This window comes from Micromonospora sp. NPDC002575 (genome assembly GCF_042889525.1).
Classification (GTDB): Bacteria; Actinomycetota; Actinomycetes; order Mycobacteriales; family Micromonosporaceae; genus Micromonospora; species Micromonospora carbonacea.
The window spans coordinates 18,719-34,596 of sequence record NZ_JBIARA010000035.1; the positions used below are offsets into that span (position 1 = coordinate 18,719).

The 15,878-nt window shown below is 74.8% G+C and carries 14 protein-coding genes; 10 read left to right on the forward strand and 4 right to left on the reverse strand.

Translation table 11 applies throughout. From position 1 onward, the window contains the following. Positions 1–120 precede the first annotated feature (120 nt). The 6 genes from ACFYWL_RS30230 (at position 121) to ACFYWL_RS30255 (ending at position 5,417) form a co-directional block, all read left to right on the forward strand. Positions 121–576 carry an SRPBCC family protein gene (locus ACFYWL_RS30230; protein WP_386979901.1) on the forward strand — a complete coding sequence of 152 codons (456 nt, stop codon included), beginning with the start codon at positions 121–123 and terminating at the stop codon, positions 574–576. A gap of 43 nt (positions 577–619) precedes the next feature. Next, complete coding sequence (locus tag ACFYWL_RS30235; protein ID WP_386979904.1) at positions 620–1,315, forward strand: hypothetical protein; 696 nt, start codon at positions 620–622, stop codon at positions 1,313–1,315. A gap of 68 nt (positions 1,316–1,383) precedes the next feature. After that, positions 1,384–2,340 carry an ROK family glucokinase gene (locus tag ACFYWL_RS30240; RefSeq protein ID WP_386979907.1) on the forward strand — a complete coding sequence of 319 codons (957 nt, stop codon included), beginning with the start codon at positions 1,384–1,386 and terminating at the stop codon, positions 2,338–2,340. A 10-nt stretch (positions 2,341–2,350) separates the two neighbouring features. Beyond that, positions 2,351–3,055 (forward strand): endonuclease/exonuclease/phosphatase family protein, encoded by a 705-nt coding sequence (locus ACFYWL_RS30245; RefSeq protein WP_386979910.1) that lies wholly within the window; start codon positions 2,351–2,353, stop codon positions 3,053–3,055. 140 nt (positions 3,056–3,195) lie between these two features. Further along, positions 3,196–4,599: a flavin-containing monooxygenase gene (locus tag ACFYWL_RS30250; RefSeq protein WP_386979913.1), complete on the forward strand. Its 1,404-nt coding sequence runs from the start codon at positions 3,196–3,198 to the stop codon at positions 4,597–4,599. Between the two features lie 23 nt (positions 4,600–4,622). Next, a complete protein-coding gene (locus ACFYWL_RS30255; RefSeq protein ID WP_386979940.1) occupies positions 4,623–5,417 on the forward strand; it encodes an alpha/beta hydrolase in 795 nt (264 codons plus the stop codon). 84 nt (positions 5,418–5,501) lie between these two features. On the opposite strand, the gene ACFYWL_RS30260 is transcribed toward ACFYWL_RS30255, so the two are convergent. From ACFYWL_RS30260 to ACFYWL_RS30270, 3 genes are all read right to left on the reverse strand, one after another. Then, positions 5,502–6,920 (reverse strand): trehalose-6-phosphate synthase, encoded by a 1,419-nt coding sequence (locus ACFYWL_RS30260; RefSeq protein WP_386979916.1) that lies wholly within the window; start codon positions 6,918–6,920, stop codon positions 5,502–5,504. Positions 6,921–7,126: 206 nt separating this feature from the next. Then, entirely contained in the window at positions 7,127–7,954 is an 828-nt protein-coding gene (locus ACFYWL_RS30265; protein ID WP_386979919.1) for a DUF308 domain-containing protein, read from the reverse strand. A gap of 652 nt (positions 7,955–8,606) precedes the next feature. Beyond that, positions 8,607–12,122: an ATP-binding protein gene (locus tag ACFYWL_RS30270; RefSeq protein ID WP_386979942.1), complete on the reverse strand. Its 3,516-nt coding sequence runs from the start codon at positions 12,120–12,122 to the stop codon at positions 8,607–8,609. Positions 12,123–12,320: 198 nt separating this feature from the next. Between ACFYWL_RS30270 and ACFYWL_RS30275 the strand changes: the two genes are divergently transcribed. Then, positions 12,321–12,458: a hypothetical protein gene (locus ACFYWL_RS30275; RefSeq protein ID WP_386979922.1), complete on the forward strand. Its 138-nt coding sequence runs from the start codon at positions 12,321–12,323 to the stop codon at positions 12,456–12,458. Between the two features lie 52 nt (positions 12,459–12,510). Here ACFYWL_RS30275 and ACFYWL_RS30280 read toward each other — a convergent pair whose 3' ends face one another. Next, positions 12,511–13,203 carry a Crp/Fnr family transcriptional regulator gene (locus tag ACFYWL_RS30280; RefSeq protein ID WP_350671800.1) on the reverse strand — a complete coding sequence of 231 codons (693 nt, stop codon included), beginning with the start codon at positions 13,201–13,203 and terminating at the stop codon, positions 12,511–12,513. Positions 13,204–13,448: 245 nt separating this feature from the next. Here ACFYWL_RS30280 and ACFYWL_RS30285 point away from each other — a divergent pair, with 245 nt between their 5' ends. From ACFYWL_RS30285 to ACFYWL_RS30295, 3 genes are all read left to right on the forward strand, one after another. Further along, entirely contained in the window at positions 13,449–13,946 is a 498-nt protein-coding gene (locus ACFYWL_RS30285; protein WP_386979925.1) for a polyadenylate-specific 3'-exoribonuclease AS, read from the forward strand. A gap of 62 nt (positions 13,947–14,008) precedes the next feature. Beyond that, positions 14,009–14,512 carry a pyridoxamine 5'-phosphate oxidase family protein gene (locus ACFYWL_RS30290; protein ID WP_386979928.1) on the forward strand — a complete coding sequence of 168 codons (504 nt, stop codon included), beginning with the start codon at positions 14,009–14,011 and terminating at the stop codon, positions 14,510–14,512. A 210-nt stretch (positions 14,513–14,722) separates the two neighbouring features. Further along, the gene (locus ACFYWL_RS30295) at positions 14,723–15,751 is read left to right on the forward strand and encodes a 6-phosphofructokinase (protein WP_386979944.1); all 1,029 of its coding nucleotides are present in this window, start codon (positions 14,723–14,725) and stop codon (positions 15,749–15,751) included. The last annotated feature ends 127 nt before the right edge of the window (positions 15,752–15,878 follow it).

Sequence of the window (15,878 nt, forward strand, 5' to 3'; positions counted from 1 at the left end):
TGCACTCCCTCGTGCTCGCACTGGCCGGGCGGGCCGGGGCCCCGGACGGGTCGGCTCTGTCGAAACCTACCCGCCCCGCCAGGTGGGTGCGCCAGGCAGGTTGCCGGGTAGCCTCCCCCCATGGCGGACTCCTCCACCCAGTCGATCGTCGTCGGCGCGTCACCGCAGCGGGTGGCGGCGGTCATCTGCGACTTCGCGCGCTACCCCGAATGGACCGACGCGGTGCGCCGGGCCGAGGTCGTCGAGGAGTACGAGGACGGCTACGCCAGCCAGGTCCGCTTCACCCTCGACGCCGGGGTGCTGGCCGACGAGTACGTGCTTGCCTACGAGTACGCCGAGGACATCTCCCGGATCGAGTGGCACCTGGTGGCGCCCTCGAAGATGCAGCGCTCCCAGCGCGGGTCGTACGACCTCGTCGGCAACCCCGACGGCACGACCACGGTGACCTACACCCTCGAGGTGGAGCTCTCCGTCGGCATGCTCGGCATGTTTCGCCGCAAGGCCGAGAAAATGATCATGGATGCGGCGTTGAAGCAGCTCAAGCGCCGGGTAGAAGACACCGGTGTGGCGCGGTGACGCGACCGGCTGCGGCACGCCCGGCACGGTAGAGGAGCCGACCATGGGGGGTACGGATCCGGGCTCGGCCCGGGAAGAGGCGGAGCGGCTGGTCGCCACGGTCCTCGCGGCGGCCCGGTTGGCCGCCGCGGGCGCCGGGTCGGGCGGCGGCTCCGGGGCGGGGCCGTGGGGTCCGCTCGGTGGGATCGTGTCCAGTGTCCTCGGTCACAGCGCCGGTGGTCCCACGGGGGCGCGACCCGCCGGCGGCGGCCACGGCGGTTTCGCCACCGGTGCGCCCGAATGCTGCATCTGTCCGCTCTGCCGCGGTATCGCGGCGTTGCGCGACCCGAGTCCGGAATTCGCCGAGCGGCTCGCCACGGGAGCCGGCGATCTGGCCGCCGGGGTGGCCAGCCTGCTGCGCGCATTCGCGTCGGCCGGCGAGCCCGCCGCCGGTGGCCCACAGCCCGGCGACACCGCCGCGCCCCCGCCCCGAGCGGCGGCTGAGCAGGCGTCGGGCGATCATGTGTGGCGCGAGGCCACCCGTACCGGGCATGATTCTCACCCGGCGCCGGATGAGGACGTGTGGTCCGCCGCGACCCGGGGGGAAGGTCCGGGCGTTCCGGCCGCCGCCGTGCCGCCCGCCGACGACGCCGGGCCGGACGCGCCGGGGATCCCCCGGCCGCCGGCCGGCCGACCCGTGGTGCCCGCGTCGCGGGCCCCCGGTGGCGCGGGAGGGGACGCACCAGGCGACGGGGCCTGACCACCGGACATCCCGACCACCGGCACGGCGGTTCGCCGTGACGGTGCCGGGCAGCACAGCAGAGGGGAGTGGCAGCGGTGACGCTGACCATTGGAGTCGACGTCGGTGGCACGAAGGTGGCCGGCGGTGTCGTCGACGACACCGGCAACGTACTCGTGCAGGCCCGACGGGACACCCCCGCCGACAACGTGGGCAAGACCCGCGACGTCATCATCGAGGTGGTCAGCGAACTCGCCGCCAGGCACCAGGTCGACGCCGTCGGCATCGGCGCGGCCGGCTGGATCGACGCCAGTCGCTCCACCGTCCTCTTCGCACCCAACCTGGCCTGGCGCGACGAGCCCCTGCGCGAGTACGTCAGCCGGGCCACCGGCCTGCCGGTGATCGTCGAGAACGACGGGAACGTCGCCGCCTGGGCCGAGTTCCGCTACGGCGCGGCCCGGCACGCCGACGACTCCATGGTCATGTTCACCATCGGCACCGGCGTCGGCGGCGGCATCGTGCTCGGCGGCGAGCTGGTGCGCGGCGCCAACGGCATCGCCGCCGAGCTGGGCCACATGCTCACCGTCCCCGACGGCCACCAGTGCGGCTGCGGCCGGCTCGGCTGCATCGAGCAGTACGCCAGCGGCAGCGCCCTGGTGCGCTTCGCCCGCGCCGCCGCCCGGCAGGAGCCGCACCGGGCCACCGCCCTGCTCGAGCTGGCCGGCGGTGAGGCCGAGGCGGTCACCGGCCCGATGGTGACCGCCGCCGCCCAGGGCGGCGACCCCGTCTCCGCCGAGGCGTTCGCGCAGGTCGGGCGCTGGCTCGGCACGAGCCTCGCCGACATGGCGCAGATCCTCGACCCGCAGGTCCTCGTCGTCGGCGGGGGCGTCGTCGAGGCGGGCGACCTGCTGCTCGGCCCGACCCGGCGCTCCTTCGCCGACGCGCTGGCCCAGCGCAGCCGGCTCCCCGTCGCCGAGGTGCTCCCCGCCGAGCTGGGCAACACCGCCGGCGTGATCGGCGCCGCCGACCTGGCCCGCCGGCAGTAGGGGAGCGTCGATGACGGAGAACCTGCCGGGCGTGCCGCTGCGCGTCGTGTCGTACAACGTGCACAGCCAGCGCGACGACCAGGCCGCGCTGGCGGCGGTGGTCCGTGCGGTCGCCCCCGACGTGGTGATCGTGCAGGAGGCGCCCCGGCGGTTCCGGTGGCGGCAGAAGTCCGCGGCGCTGGCCGAGTCGTTCGGGCTGGTCGTCGCCGCCGGCGGCCTGCCGTCGCTGGGCAACCTGCTGCTGACCAGCCTGCGGGTGCGGGTCCTCGACACCCGCTGCCAACGCTACCCGCTGACCCCGGGCCGGCACATGCGCGGCGCCGCGTACGCCGACTGCCGCGTCGGCGGGGCCCGGTTCCTGCTGGCCGGCTCGCACCTGTCCACCGACCCGGCCGAACGCCCCGCGCAGGCCGCGGCGTTCAAGCGGGAGCTGGCCGCCGCGGACCTGCCCGTGGTGGCCGGCGCCGACCTCAACGAGGGCCCGGACGGCCCGGCCTGGGCGACCGTCGGCGCGGGGCTGACCGACACGGCGGTCGCGGCCGACCGCGCCGACCGGCTCACCTACTCGTGCGCCGACCCGCGCCGCCGCATCGACGCCGTCTTCGTCGACCCCCGGATCACCGTGGTCGACCACGACGTGGTGGACACGCCGCAGGCCCGCCGGGCCAGCGACCACTTCCCGGTCGTGGTCGACCTGCTGCTGCCCGCCGGCTGACCGTCGGCGAGCGCGACCCACCGTCCACAGGGACTGGACAAACCGGTCGGGTTACCGGAAGGATTTCGCAGCGACCCGGCACTCATGCCGCGCATGAGGAGAACGATTCCGGCACTCGTGCCGCACATAAGGAGAATCCGGTGTCCCCCTCCACCGACCCCGGCCGCCCCGAGCCGGACGCGACGATGCTCGCCCCGCCCCGGGACGCCCGACCGGTCTCCGACCGAGGCGACACGGTCTGCGTCATCGGGGCCGGGGCCAGTGGCCTCACCGCCGTGAAGAACCTGCGCGAGCACGGCTTCGGCGTCGACTGCTACGAACGGGAGACCGGCGTCGGCGGCGCGTGGAACTGGCGGCACGACCGCAGCCCCGTCTACGCCAGCACCCACCTGATCTCGTCGCGCCCGTTCACCCAGTTCCCCGACTTCCCGATGCCCGACGACTGGCCGGACTACCCGCACCACAGCCAGCTCCTGGCCTACTTCGAGCGCTACGCCGACCACTTCGACCTGCGCCAGCACATCTGGTTCGGCACCGAGGTGATCCGGGTCGAGCCGGTCGACGGCGACCGCTGGGACGTCACCACCCGCAGCACCGGCGGGTACGGCCCCGAGCGCACCTCCCGGTACGCCGCCGTGGTCGTCGCCAACGGCCACAACTGGTCGCCGAAGCTGCCCCGCTACGAGGGGCTGGAGGAGTTCCGGGGCGAGATCATGCACGCCTCGTCGTACAAGGACCCGGCGCAGCTGCGCGGCAAGCGGGTGCTCGTCGTCGGGGCCGGCAACACCGGCTGCGACATCGCCGTCGAGGCGGCCCAGCAGGCGTCCCACTGCTGGCACTCCACCCGCCGCGGCTACTGGTACGCACCCAAGTACGTCTTCGGCCGCCCCACCGACCAGGTCAACGACGCCCTGCTCGCCCTGCGCGTGCCGCTGCGCGTGCGGCAGTGGCTCTGCCACTGGGCGCTGCGGCTCACCGTCGGCGACCTCACCCGGTTCGGCCTGCCCAAGCCCGACCACCGGGTCTACGAGACCCACCCCATCGCCAACAGCCAGCTCGTCTACCACGTCGGCCACGGCCAGATCACCCCCGTGCCGGACGTGGCCCGGTTCCACGCCAAGGCCGTGGAGCTCACCGACGGCCGTGAGATCGACCCGGAGCTGGTCGTCTTCGCCACCGGCTACCTGCCGCGCTTCGAGTTCCTCGACCCCCGGGTGCTCGGCGCCGACGGGTCGGGCCGGCCCCGGCTGTGGCTCAACGCGTTCGCCCCCGGCCACCCGACCCTCGCCGTCGCCGGCCTGGTCCAGTCCGACTCGGGGATCTTCACCCTGTCGCACTGGCAGACCGTCCTGTTCGCCCGGCTGCTCGCGCTGCGCGTGCGCCGGCCGGAGCGGGCCGCCGCGTTCGCGCAGCGGGTCACCGCCGGCGCCGGCGAGCGGTACGCGGGGAAGGTCAAGGACAGCAGCCGGCACTGGTTCGAGGTGGGCCACGCCGACTACCTGCGCGCCATCCAGCGCGCCATGCACGAGCTGGAGGAGAAGTGAGCCGGCAGCCGCGGGTGCGGATCATGCGCGGCCGGGAGTGGGCCCGGCCCGTCCGCCCGGCCCGCCGCGAGGTGCTCAGCGCCCTTCCCGAGGCCGAGCAGGGCCGCCCGCCGCTGCTGTTCGTGCCCGGCTTCGGCCACGGGGCGTGGGCGTTCGCCGAACACTGGCTCGGCCACGCCGCCGGTCGCGGCTTCCCGGCGTACGCGCTGAGCCTGCGCGGCCACGGCGGCAGCGAGCCGGCGCCGGAGGCGACGCTGCGGGCGTACGCCCATGACGTGACCCAGGTGGCGGCGGGCCTGCCGCGCCAGGCGGTGCTGGTGGGGCACGGCGCCGGGGCCCTGGTGGCGCGGCACGCCCTGGCCCGCTATCCGGCGCGGGCGGCGGTGCTGGTGGCCCCGGTCCTCGGCGACTGGGCGACGCTCGGCACGGCGCTGCGCCGCAACCCCGCCGGCACCCTGCCCGCGGTCGTCGGCGCGGGGCTGCGGCTGAGCCGCCGGCAGCTGTTCAGCCGCGAGCTGCCCGACGCCGAGGCCCGCCGGTATGCCGCCCGGCTCGGCCGCGCCGGCCGGCGCGCCCAGTGGCAGCTGCTGACCCACCGCGACCCGGAGCCCGCCGTCGGCGACCCGCCCGTGCTGGTCGTGGGCAGCCCCGACGACCGGGTGGTCCCGCCGGCCGCGCTGACCCGGGCCGCCCGCCGGCACGGCGGCGCGCCGCTGCTCTTTCCCGGCATGGGGCACGACCTGATGCTCGACGTCCGCTGGCGGGAGCCGATCGACGCGATCCTGGACTGGCTGGAGAAGGAGCACCCGTCGGCCTGACCCGCCGCCGGCGCGGCCCGCTGTCCAGGGCGCGCCGGCAGCGGCCGGCCGCGCGGAGCGCCCCGGTCAGCCGGTGCGGAGCGGTCAGCCGGTCGGGGCGAGGTGGGTCAGCAGCGACCCGCCGTCGTCGAGGGCGCTGAGGTAGGAGCGGGCCCACGCCCGGATGTCGTTGCGGTGCAGGTGCTCGCGCATCGCCCGCATCCGCGGCGTCACGTCGGCCGGGTCGGCCTCGAGCGCCGAGAGCAGGCCCTGCTTGAGCCCCTCCAGGTCGTGCGGGTTGACCAGGTACGCCTGCGGCAGCTCGGCCGCCGCCCCGGCGAACTCGCTGAGCAGCAGCGAACCCGTGTCGTCGACCCGGGCCGCCACGTACTCCTTGGCGACCAGGTTCATGCCGTCGCGCAGCGGGGTCACTGCCATCACGTCGGCGACCCGGTAGAGCGCCGCCAACTCGGCCCGGTCGAACGGCTGGGTGAGATAGTGGATGGCCGGCTCGCCGACCCGGCCGAACTCGCCGTTGATCCGCCCCACCTCGCGCTCGACCCGGTCGCGGAGGATCTGGTATTGCGTGACCCGTTCCCGGCTGGGCACCGCCACCTGCACCAGCACCGTGTCGCGCACCTTGACGTGCCCGCTGGCCAGCAACTCGCTGTAGGCCTTGAGCCGCTGCTCGATGCCCTTGGTGTAGTCCATCCGGTCGACGCTGAGGATGACGTGGTCGGGGTCGCCGAGGTCGCGGCGCAGCCGCTGGGCCCGCGCCACCACGTCGGGGCGGGCGGCGAGCGCGGCCATCTCGGCGGTGTCGATGGACACCGGGAACGCGCCGATGCGCACCACCCGGTCACCGACGCCGATGCGCCGGTCGGTCGACGGCAGCTCCAGCACCTTGGCCGCGAGCTGGGCGAAGTTGTGCGCGGCCTGGGCGCGCTGGAAGCCGATCAGGTCGGCGCCGAGCATGCCGCGCAGCAGCTCGGCCCGGCGGGGGAGCTGCATGAACAGCTCCGGCGGCGGGAACGGCACGTGCAGGAAGAAGCCGATCCGCAGGTCGGGACGCAGCTCGCGCAGCAGGCCGGGCAGCAGTTGCAGGTGGTAGTCCTGCACCCAGACCACCGCGCCCTGCTCGGCCGCCTCGGCGGTCGCCTCGGCGAACCGCTGGTTGACCCGCTGGTACGCCTCCCACCAGCGGCGGTGGTATTCCGGCTGCTCGACCGCGTCGTGGTAGAGCGGCCACAGGGTCGAGTTGGCGAAGCCCTCGTAGTGGTCGCGGAAGTCCTCGCCGCTCAGCGGCACGGTGCGCATCCGCACGCTGCCGATGTCGGGCAGGCTGGGCGCCGGCCCGGTGCCGCCGGCCCAGCCGACCCAGGTGGCCGGCGTGTGCCGCAGCAGGGGATGCAGGGCGCTCACCAGCCCGCCGGGGCTGCGTCGCCATTCGCAGGCGCCGTCGGGCGCCACACTGTCGTCGATGGGCAGGCGGTTGGCCACCACCACGAGGGAACTCTGTCGCATCTCGGGCATTCCGATCAGCAGAGACCGACCACCGCGAGCAAGGAACAACCGGGCAGCCAGTGCGTGAAGTGACGTACAGCGGTATTCCTACTGACAGTAAGTTACACCACTGTTACGCCCACCGCCGGGGGCGGTGCGCGTCCCGCAATTCGGGCATCCGCCGTCCGCCTGCGGGGACGGGGCGCTACCCGGCGTATGTGGCCGGGTCAGACCCGGGCGCCGTCGTCGGGGTCGTCGTCGGAGTCGCCGGGGCGCAGCCGCCAGATCAGCGTCACGAAGCCGGCAAGAATGGCGGTGAAGCCGAGCAGGGTCACCACCGACGGGTCCACCGGCAGCAGGGTCGGCTCCAGGAACAGCACGAACCCGGCGACGATGGCCAGCACGCCGGCCACCGCGTACTTGGAGACGCGGGGCAGCGGCGGAGGCGGCGGCGGGGTGTAGCGCTCGTCGGCGTCGTCGGGCAGGCCGGCCCCGAAGGTGTCCAGCCCGTCCAGCAGGGACGGCTCGTCCTGCCGGCCCCCGCCCACGGAGACGCCCGAGACGTCGGCGGCCCACGGCAGCCGGCGTACGTCGGTGGCGGTGCCGCCCTCGTCCGCGCCGACCCGGCCGGTCGTGCCGGCCGCCGGCCCGTCGGGCTCGTCGTCGATGTCCTCGGCGGCGGGCCAGGGATGCGCGCCGGCGGTCGGTGCGGTGTGGAAGCCGGCCACGATGCGGGCCCACTCGGCGTCGACGTCGGGCTCGTCGCGGGACGGCCCGGCGGGGGTCTCCTCGGCGAGCTGGGTGAGGTAGTCGCGTGCGGTCGTCAGGTGCGAGCGGTCGACGTAGAGCCGGTCCACGGGGCGGGCCGGGACGGTGGTGGTGCGGGTGACAGGGTTCAAGTCGGCCGACGGTTGCAGGTACGCGGCGATGCCGCCCGCGGCCAGCACGTCGAGCAGGTGCTCACCCACGCGCGGATCCACGTCGCCGGCGACGGCGTACTCGCTCGCGTCGAGCCCGTTGTCCCGCCGTCCCCGGCGGGCCCTACCCGCTGACACCGGACATCCTCCCTCGCGCACCTCCCGGTGCGGTCGCCCCGGCGCCCCGCACGCCGTGCCCTGAATCGTGACACGTCAGGGCCCCCTTCCGGGAGTGCGTTGTGGCGCGCCGTACGAAGTAAGGACCCTGCCGCAGGTCGGGGCGGGGCCTCAATGTCGGTTTTCGCTAATCGCTTGCCAACAGAAGCCCCGTGACCGGCCCGCCACCAGCACCACCCGCCCGCCCTGCCCCGCGCCGCGCGCCCTGTCCCGCGCCGCGCGCCCTGCCCCCGCACCGCCGCGCCCTGCCCCCGCGCCGTCGCGCCGGTGATCAAGAGAAAAGCGTCAGAGTTGATCTCTGCGATGACTCAATTCTCTTGATCACCGGCGCGAGGGGAGGCGGGGCGGGGGGTGATGTCGTATCCGACTCAGCTCCATATGTGTCGTACCGCAGGGTCGGGCCTCGGGGCCTCGCGGTGTTGGTCGGCCGTAGGAGGGGAGGGCGGGTGCCCGGTCGGCGGCCGTTCCCTCCTCAGTGGGTGGTCGGGGGGGCATGGCGTTGTCGCCCTGGAGCCGGTCGCCCGGTCGCCCGGTCGGCGCGGTGGAGTCCGTGGGCCCGGTGGGACTGGGGGGCCGGTGGGCCTGGGGGCCCGTGGCGGGGGCAGCCGATGGGCTAGTCGGTGGTGCCGGCGAGGCGGAGCAGGCCCGGGGCGTGGTTGCGGGCCGCGAAGCCGCGTACCTCGGCCAGCACCTGCGCCGCGCCCGCCGGGTCCACCTCGCGCAGGGTGGGCACCGACAGCGCGGCGGCGAGCACGTGGTCGGTCAGGTCGCCCATGCGCCGGTACTGCTCTGCCGCCGACCGGAACAGCTCGGCGGCGGCCCGGGCGTCGCCGGCCGACCCGGCGAGCGCGGCCTCCGCCGCCTGCCCGGCGGCCCGGGCCCAGGGCGTCATCCGGGGCGCGGAGGTCAGCAGCCGGCGTACCCGCCGGGCCGCGTCCCCGCCGAGCACCACCGCGACGTGGCCGATCGCCGGCACCCACTCGGCGAACGGGATCTCGCGGGTCCGCCGCCAGTCCTCGTCCAGCTCGGCGAGCAGCCGCAGCGCCTCGGCCTCGCGTCCCTGCACGGCACGGCACAGCGCGGCGTGGGCCAGCGTGGACCGCAGCACCCGGTGGAAGCCGGACCGCCGCCCGGCGGCCACCGCCCGCTCCACCTGGTCCGGCCCGCCGTCGTCGGCCGGGGCCTCCGGGTCGCCGCGCAGCGTCCGCATCCAGCCCGACACCGCGACGATGTGCATGTCCCACTCGCCGGTCGGCCGGCGCGTCGACTCGGCCGCCAGGTCCGCCGCCGCGCCCCAGTCCCCGGCGTAGTACGACCGGGCCCACTGGTCCTCGAAGCTCGCGGTGAGGCTGTGCTCGCCGCCGAGGTCCAACGAGCGCTGCTCGTCCACCAGCCGCGCCGAGCCGGCCAGGTCGCCCTCCTCCTGCAACGCCCAGGCCAGGTTGTGCACCGCCCGCCGGCGGCTGGCCAGCCGCTCCACCCGGCAGTGCTCGGTGATCTCGACCAGTTCCGCGTACGCCTCCGGCACCCCCGACAGGTAACGGGCCACCGCGAGGGTGATCCGGGCGCTCGCGCTGACCTCCCGCAGTTGGAGCCGCTCGGCCAGGCCCGCCGCGGTCCGGGCCGCCGCACACGCCGGCTCGGTCTCCGCGTTGAGCATGTGCACCCGGGCCAGCTCCAGCAGGGCGCTCGCCTTCTCCTCGCTGTCGGGCAGGTCGGCGTAGATGCCGATGGCCCGGTCCAGGCAACGCAGCGTCTCGGCCCGGTCCGCCCGCCGCCACGCGGCGGTGGCCAGCAGCGTCCAGGCCCGCGCCGCCCCCGTCGGCTCGCCGGCCCCGGCCAGCTCGCCGGCCAGCCGGGCCAGCCGCTGCGCGCCGCCGTCGACGAGGAACGCGTCCCCGTCGCGGAACAGCGCCAGCTCGGCGTCGAACAGCTCCAGCGTGGGCTCGGGCCCGCCGGGCAGGGCCAGCGCCCGCCCCATCAGGGTCGCGGCGGTGTCCAGCGCGTGCAGCTCGTACGCCCGGCGGGCCGCCCGGTGCAGCGCGGCCCGCGCCGCCGGGGCGTAGGGCGCGGTGTCCAGCCCGACGGTGCGGGCGATCTCGTGCGCCGCCCAGCGGTGGTTGGCCAGCACCTCGACCAGGTCCTGCTGCCGGCCGTCGGTGACCTGCTCCAGCCAGTCGGCGGTGCTCTGGTGGCGCGCCACCCGTTCGGTCCGGGGCAGCCGCTGATAGCACACGTCGCGCACCAGGACGTGCCGGAAGCGGTATTCGGGCTGGCCCGGCATCGTCGAGCTGGGCTGTTCGTACACCAGGTCCCGGCGCTGCAACCGGCCCAGCGCCCGCTCCACCCACCGCACCGGCCGGCCCAGCGCGGTGGCCACCGGCCCCGGCCAGAACTGCACGCCGACGACGGCGGCGGCCTGGAGCACGGCCCGGTCGGCCGGGTCGAGCAGGTCGAGCCGGTTGGCGATGACCGCCTGCACCGTGCGCGGCATCTCCGGCGTACGGGCCGGGTCGGCCCGCCCGGCGGGGTCGACGAGCCCGCCGTCGAGCAGCATCCGGGCGTACTCCTGGGCGTAGAGCGGGTTGCCGTCGGCGAACTCGATCAGCGGGCCCCGGGAGGCGGGCAGCAGCGCGGACTGCCCGAGCAGCAGCGAGTAGAGGGTGTCGATGTCGGAGTCGTGCATCGGCGGCACCGAGATCGACATCGCCCCGCTGATCGTGCCCGTCCAGGCCGGGTGCCGCTCCCGCAGCTCGGGCCGCGCGGTCGCCAGCACCAGCAGCGGCACGCCCCGGGCCGCCGCGCCGAGCTGCTCGACGAAGGCGAGCATCGCCTGGTCGGCCCAGTGCATGTCCTCGAACACCAGCACCGTCGGCCCCGCCTCGGCCAGGGCGAGCAGGAACCGCCGCCAGGACGTCTCGGTCTCGCCCGGGGTGAGCCGCTCGCCGGGCAGGCCGAGGAGCGGGCCGAGCGGGTCGGCCAGCCGCACGGCGTGCGGATCGCCCAGCCGGGCCAGCCGCTGCCGCAGCCGGTCGCCGAGCGCCGTCGCGTCGTCGACGGTCGACACGCCGACCCAGCCCTTCACGATGTCGGCGAGCGCGGCGTACGTGACGTTCTCGCCGAACGGTGGGCACTGCCCGACCAGCCAGGTGACCGGCGTGCCGGGCAGGCTGGCGGCGTGCCGGGCCAGCTCCCGCAGCAGCCGGCTCTTGCCGACCCCCGCCGAGCCGAACACCGTGACGAGCTGGGAGGTGCGCTCGGTCACCGTGCGGTGCAGGGCGTTGACCAGCAGGCCGCGCTCGTGTTCCCGGTTGACCATCGGGGTCAGCTCGGCGGTGGTCAGGTCCCGCTGCGGCAGCGCCCGCACCGCCAGCCAGATCCGGCTGACCGCGGAGCGGCCCCGCAGGGTCACCGGCGGCCGGTCGGCGTACTCCAGGTCGTGCCGGGTCGCCGCCCAGGTGCTCTCGTCGACGACGACGCCGCCCGAGGGCGCGAGCGACTGCAGCCGCGAGGCGGTGTTGACCACGTCCCCGGTGACGAAGCCCTGCCCGCCGTCGCGGGCGGCGGACAGGTCGACCAGCGCCTCGCCGGTGGCGATGCCGACCCGGAAGCCGAGCGGCGGGTGTGGCCCGGCCGGCTGGCGGGCCAGGTTGCGTTGCAGTTCCAGCCCCGCCCGCACGCAGCGCAGCGCGTCGTTGTCGGTGGCCACGGGCGCCCCGAACAGCGCCATCACCGCGTCGCCGATGAACTTCTCGACCACCCCGCCGTACTGGTGTACCAGCCGCCGTACCGTGGCGAAGTATGCCTGCTGGAGGTTGCGGGCCTGCTCCGGGTCGGCCCGCTCCGCGTACGTCGTGAAGTCGACGATGTCGATGAACAGGACGCTGACCTGCCGGCGGTCCTCCTGCACCACCACCGGCCGTTCCCGCAGCGGCTGCCCGCAGCTGGTGCAGAAGTTGGCCTCGACGCTGTTGGCGTGCCCGCAGGTGGCGCAGCCACGGGTCAGGGCCTGCCCGCACCCACCGCAGAAGCGGTCGTCCGGACCGGCTTCGCGTGAGCAGTGTCCACACTTGAGGTCGATGGTCGGCTCCAGAGCGCGAGGTGGGCCCAGTATCGCGCCAGGCGACAGAGTCGGCTACCCGATATGCAGGCGGATCGTACGCCCGACCGGGTCAGACTAACCTTCCGCTCAGGACATGAACGCCAGGAGAGTGCCGTGCACGTACGACTGTCAGCCGCGTGGACGGACCCGCGAGGCACCCTGTGGGCCCCGGGCGACACGGTCGACGTCGACGCCGTCACTCTCGCCGCATTGGAGGAACAGGGCATGGTAGACACACCGGACGGTCAGGGCACCGCCCCCGACCAGGGCAGCACGAAGACCACGAAGACGACCAAGCCGACCGACCCGACGAAGATCGGCCCCGGCCCGAGCGCGCCGCCCGCGGACGAGCCGGACAAGTGATCCGACGCTGACGCCGGCCGCGCCCACCAGGTGCGGCCGGCGTCCGCCGTGCTCAGCGGTCGCTCATGCCCGCGCGGCGGCGCAGCGCCGCCACGTCGGTGACCACGATCCGCCGGCCCTCGGTGCGCAGCCAACCCCGGCTGGCGAAGGACCCGATCGCCTGGTTGACGCTCTGCCGCGAGCCGCCGGCCATCTCGGCGAGCTGGCTCTGGTTGAGCTCGATGGTGATCATCGGGGCCTGGCTCTCGCCGGCCAGCCGCACCAGCGTCTTGGCCACCCGGCCGGGCAGGTCGAGGAAGACGTGGTCGGCGTTCTGCTCGGTCAGCCGGCGGATCAGCCCGCCGAGCGAGCGCATCACCGCGTCGAGGATGCGCGGGTTGGAGTGCACCAGCTCCATGAACGCGGGCCGGGACAGCGCGAGGGCGGCGCAGTCCTCGATCGCCTCGGCCGACGCCGAACGGGTGGAGGCGTCGAGCAGCGAGACCTCGCCCAGCACGTCCGGGGGCCGGACCACCGACAGCACGGCCCGTTCGCCGGTCGGCGCGGTGCGGAACACGGCCACCGCGCCCCGGCGCAGCACGATCAGGGACTCACCGGGGTCGTTCTCGACGAAGAGCAACTGGCCCTTGCGGTACGTGCGCGGCACCGCCGCCGCGATCACCCGCTGCCGCACCTCCGGCTCCAGGCCGGCGAACATCTCGACACCCGTGAGCGCGTCACCCGGCTCCGGCAGGCGCATCTCCACGGCCCAACCCCTCCCCGGTAAAGGACCTCAACTCGCGGCCGGGTGAACCCGTCAGCCCCCGCCGCGAGGTCGCGAACCGGTTCGGTGTCCGGTAGCGGCACTTATCAGATCATGACGTCCCGGTCGCCCGCTGTACACCCCCGGCGACACTTCCGTAACAGTCCCGAGCTGCGGCGCAGGGCACGTCGCGGCGTACGCGCCCCCGGCTGGCGGCCGGTGGCGCGGGTGGGCGAGGATGGCGGGCGATGGTATACCGCTACTTCTACGACTGCGAGTTCATCGAGGACGGGCGCACCGTCGACCTCGTGTCGATCGGCGTCGTCGACGAGAACGGGCGCGAGTTCTACGCCGTCTCCACGGAGTTCGACGACTCCCGCGCCGTGCCCTGGGTGCGCCGCAACGTCCTGGACCGGCTCCCCTCGCCGGCCGACCGGGCCTGGCGGTCGCGGGAGCGGATCCGCGACGACCTCTACGACTTCCTCCTGGAGCCGATCCGGGGCCGGCCGGGCGAGCAACTGGAGCTGTGGGCCTGGTACGCCGCGTACGACCACGTGGTGCTGGCCCAGCTCTGGGGTTCGATGCCGGGGCTGCCCCGGGAGATCCCCCGGTTCACCAAGGAGCTGCGTCAGCTCTGGGACGACCGGGGCCGGCCGCCCCTGCCGAACGCCGACGCGGCCCGGCACGACGCGCTGGTCGACGCCCGGCACAACCTCGCCCGCTGGCGCGCGATGACGGCCCGCTGACAGGTTTGGCGGGTGCGCTCGGGGGCACGGGTCGGCGAGGAGCCGATCGAGGGAGTGCCGCCATGAGCAGTGAGCCGCCCAGCGCCGTCGACGCCCGCAGCCGGGTGACCGAGCTGGTACGCGCCGCGCGGATCTGCACGCTGACCACCACCGGGCTGGACGGCCGGCTGGTCAGCCGGCCCATGGGCCTACAGGAGGCGGAGTTCGACGGCGACCTGTGGTTCTTCGCGTACGCCGACTCGGCCAAGGTGCGCCAGATCCGGGTCAACCCGGAGGTCAACGTGGCCTTCGCCGACCAGCGCAACCACGCCTGGGTGTCGATCGCCGGCACCGCCCAGGAGGGGTACGACCGCCGGCACGCCGAGCGGCTGTGGCACCCGCTGCTGAAGACCTGGTTTCCCGCCGGCCCGGACACCCCGGGGCTGACCCTGATCAAGGTGCACGCCGGCTCGGCCGAGTACTGGGACTCCCCGGGCGGCAGCGTCGTCAACCTGCTCGGCCTGGCCAGGGCGGCGGTGCCGGGAAGCCGCCGCGGGCGGGGGGAGAACCGCGAGGTGACCTTCTGAGCCCCGGCGGCGCCCGCCCTGGCCCTCGGCGCCCGGCCCTGAGCCCCGGCGGCGCCCGGCCGCCCGGGGCGCGCTGCCGGCGGATTGTCGCGGCGGCTACAGTTCGCAGGGACGGCCCGCCCCGGGCCGGCAACGGTGCCGAGGTCTGATCCGACACTTATCCTGGGGCAAATCGGGCTTCACCTGATGCTCCAGGAGGATGAGCAGATCATGCGTATCGGCGTGCTCACCGGCGGCGGCGACTGCCCGGGTCTCAACGCGGTCATTCGGGCGGTGGTCCGCAAGGGCGTCGCCACCTACGGTCACGAGTTCGTGGGCTTCCGGGACGGCTGGAAGGGCCCCCTGGAGGGCCTGTCCAAGCCGCTCGGCATCGCCGAGGTGCGGGGCATCCTGCCGCGCGGCGGCACCATCCTCGGCTCGTCCCGCACCAACCCGTTCAAGATCGAGAACGGCGTCGAGCGGATCAAGGAGAACCTCGCCGAGCAGGGCGTGGACGCGCTGATCGCGATCGGCGGCGAGGACACCCTGGGCGTCGCCACCAAGCTGCACGAGCTGGGCGTCAACGTCGTCGGCGTGCCCAAGACGATCGACAACGACCTCGGCGCCACCGACTACACCTTCGGCTTCGACACCGCCGTCAACATCGCCATGGAGGCGATCGACCGGCTGCACACCACCGCCGAGAGCCACCACCGCACCCTTGTCGTCGAGGTCATGGGCCGGCACGCCGGCTGGATCGCCCTGCACGCCGGCCTGGCCGGTGGCGCCAACGTCATCCTGCTGCCCGAGCGGCAGTTCGACGTCGAGCAGGTCGCCGGGTACGTCGAGAAGCGCTTCCAGCACCAGTACGCCCCGATCGTCGTCGTCGCCGAGGGCGCCCAGCCGCTCGACGGCCAGATGGTCCTGCACAACCAGGAGCTGGACGCCTTCGGCCACGTCCGCCTCGGCGGCATCGGCCAGTGGCTCGCCGAGCAGCTGGAGGCCAAGACCGGCAAGGAGGCCCGCACGGTCGTGCTGGGCCACATCCAGCGCGGCGGCACCCCGACCGCCTTCGACCGGGTGCTCGCCACCCGGCTCGGCCTCCAGGCGATCGACGCCGCCCACGAGGGCGACTGGGGCAAGATGGTCGCCATGCAGAGCACGGACATCGTCCGGGTCCCGCTGGCCGAGGCCACCCGCGAGCTGAAGACCGTGCCGCTGGAGCGCTACGAGGAGGCCGAGGTCTTCTTCGGCAGCTGACGCCAACCCGGCGCGGGGGGGGGGGGGCCCCCGGGGCCGCCCCGCCCGCCCCCCGGCCCCCCCCCCCCCGGGGGCCCCCCCCGGGGGCGGGCCCCCGCGGGGGGGGCCCCACCCAGGGGGGGGGTGG

Excerpts from the sequence above, each read along its gene's own strand:
- ACFYWL_RS30230 (WP_386979901.1), top strand. The coding sequence starts at position 121 with ATGGCGGACTCCTCCACCCAGTCGATCGTCGTCGGCGCGTCACCGCAG.
- ACFYWL_RS30235 (WP_386979904.1), top strand. The coding sequence starts at position 620 with ATGGGGGGTACGGATCCGGGCTCGGCCCGGGAAGAGGCGGAGCGGCTG.
- ACFYWL_RS30245 (WP_386979910.1), top strand. The coding sequence starts at position 2,351 with ATGACGGAGAACCTGCCGGGCGTGCCGCTGCGCGTCGTGTCGTACAAC.
- ACFYWL_RS30255 (WP_386979940.1), top strand. The coding sequence starts at position 4,623 with ATGCGCGGCCGGGAGTGGGCCCGGCCCGTCCGCCCGGCCCGCCGCGAG.
- ACFYWL_RS30260 (WP_386979916.1), bottom strand. The coding sequence starts at position 6,920 with ATGCGACAGAGTTCCCTCGTGGTGGTGGCCAACCGCCTGCCCATCGAC.
- ACFYWL_RS30275 (WP_386979922.1), top strand. The coding sequence starts at position 12,321 with ATGGTAGACACACCGGACGGTCAGGGCACCGCCCCCGACCAGGGCAGC.
- ACFYWL_RS30285 (WP_386979925.1), top strand. The coding sequence starts at position 13,449 with ATGGTATACCGCTACTTCTACGACTGCGAGTTCATCGAGGACGGGCGC.
- ACFYWL_RS30290 (WP_386979928.1), top strand. The coding sequence starts at position 14,009 with ATGAGCAGTGAGCCGCCCAGCGCCGTCGACGCCCGCAGCCGGGTGACC.
- ACFYWL_RS30295 (WP_386979944.1), top strand. The coding sequence starts at position 14,723 with ATGCGTATCGGCGTGCTCACCGGCGGCGGCGACTGCCCGGGTCTCAAC.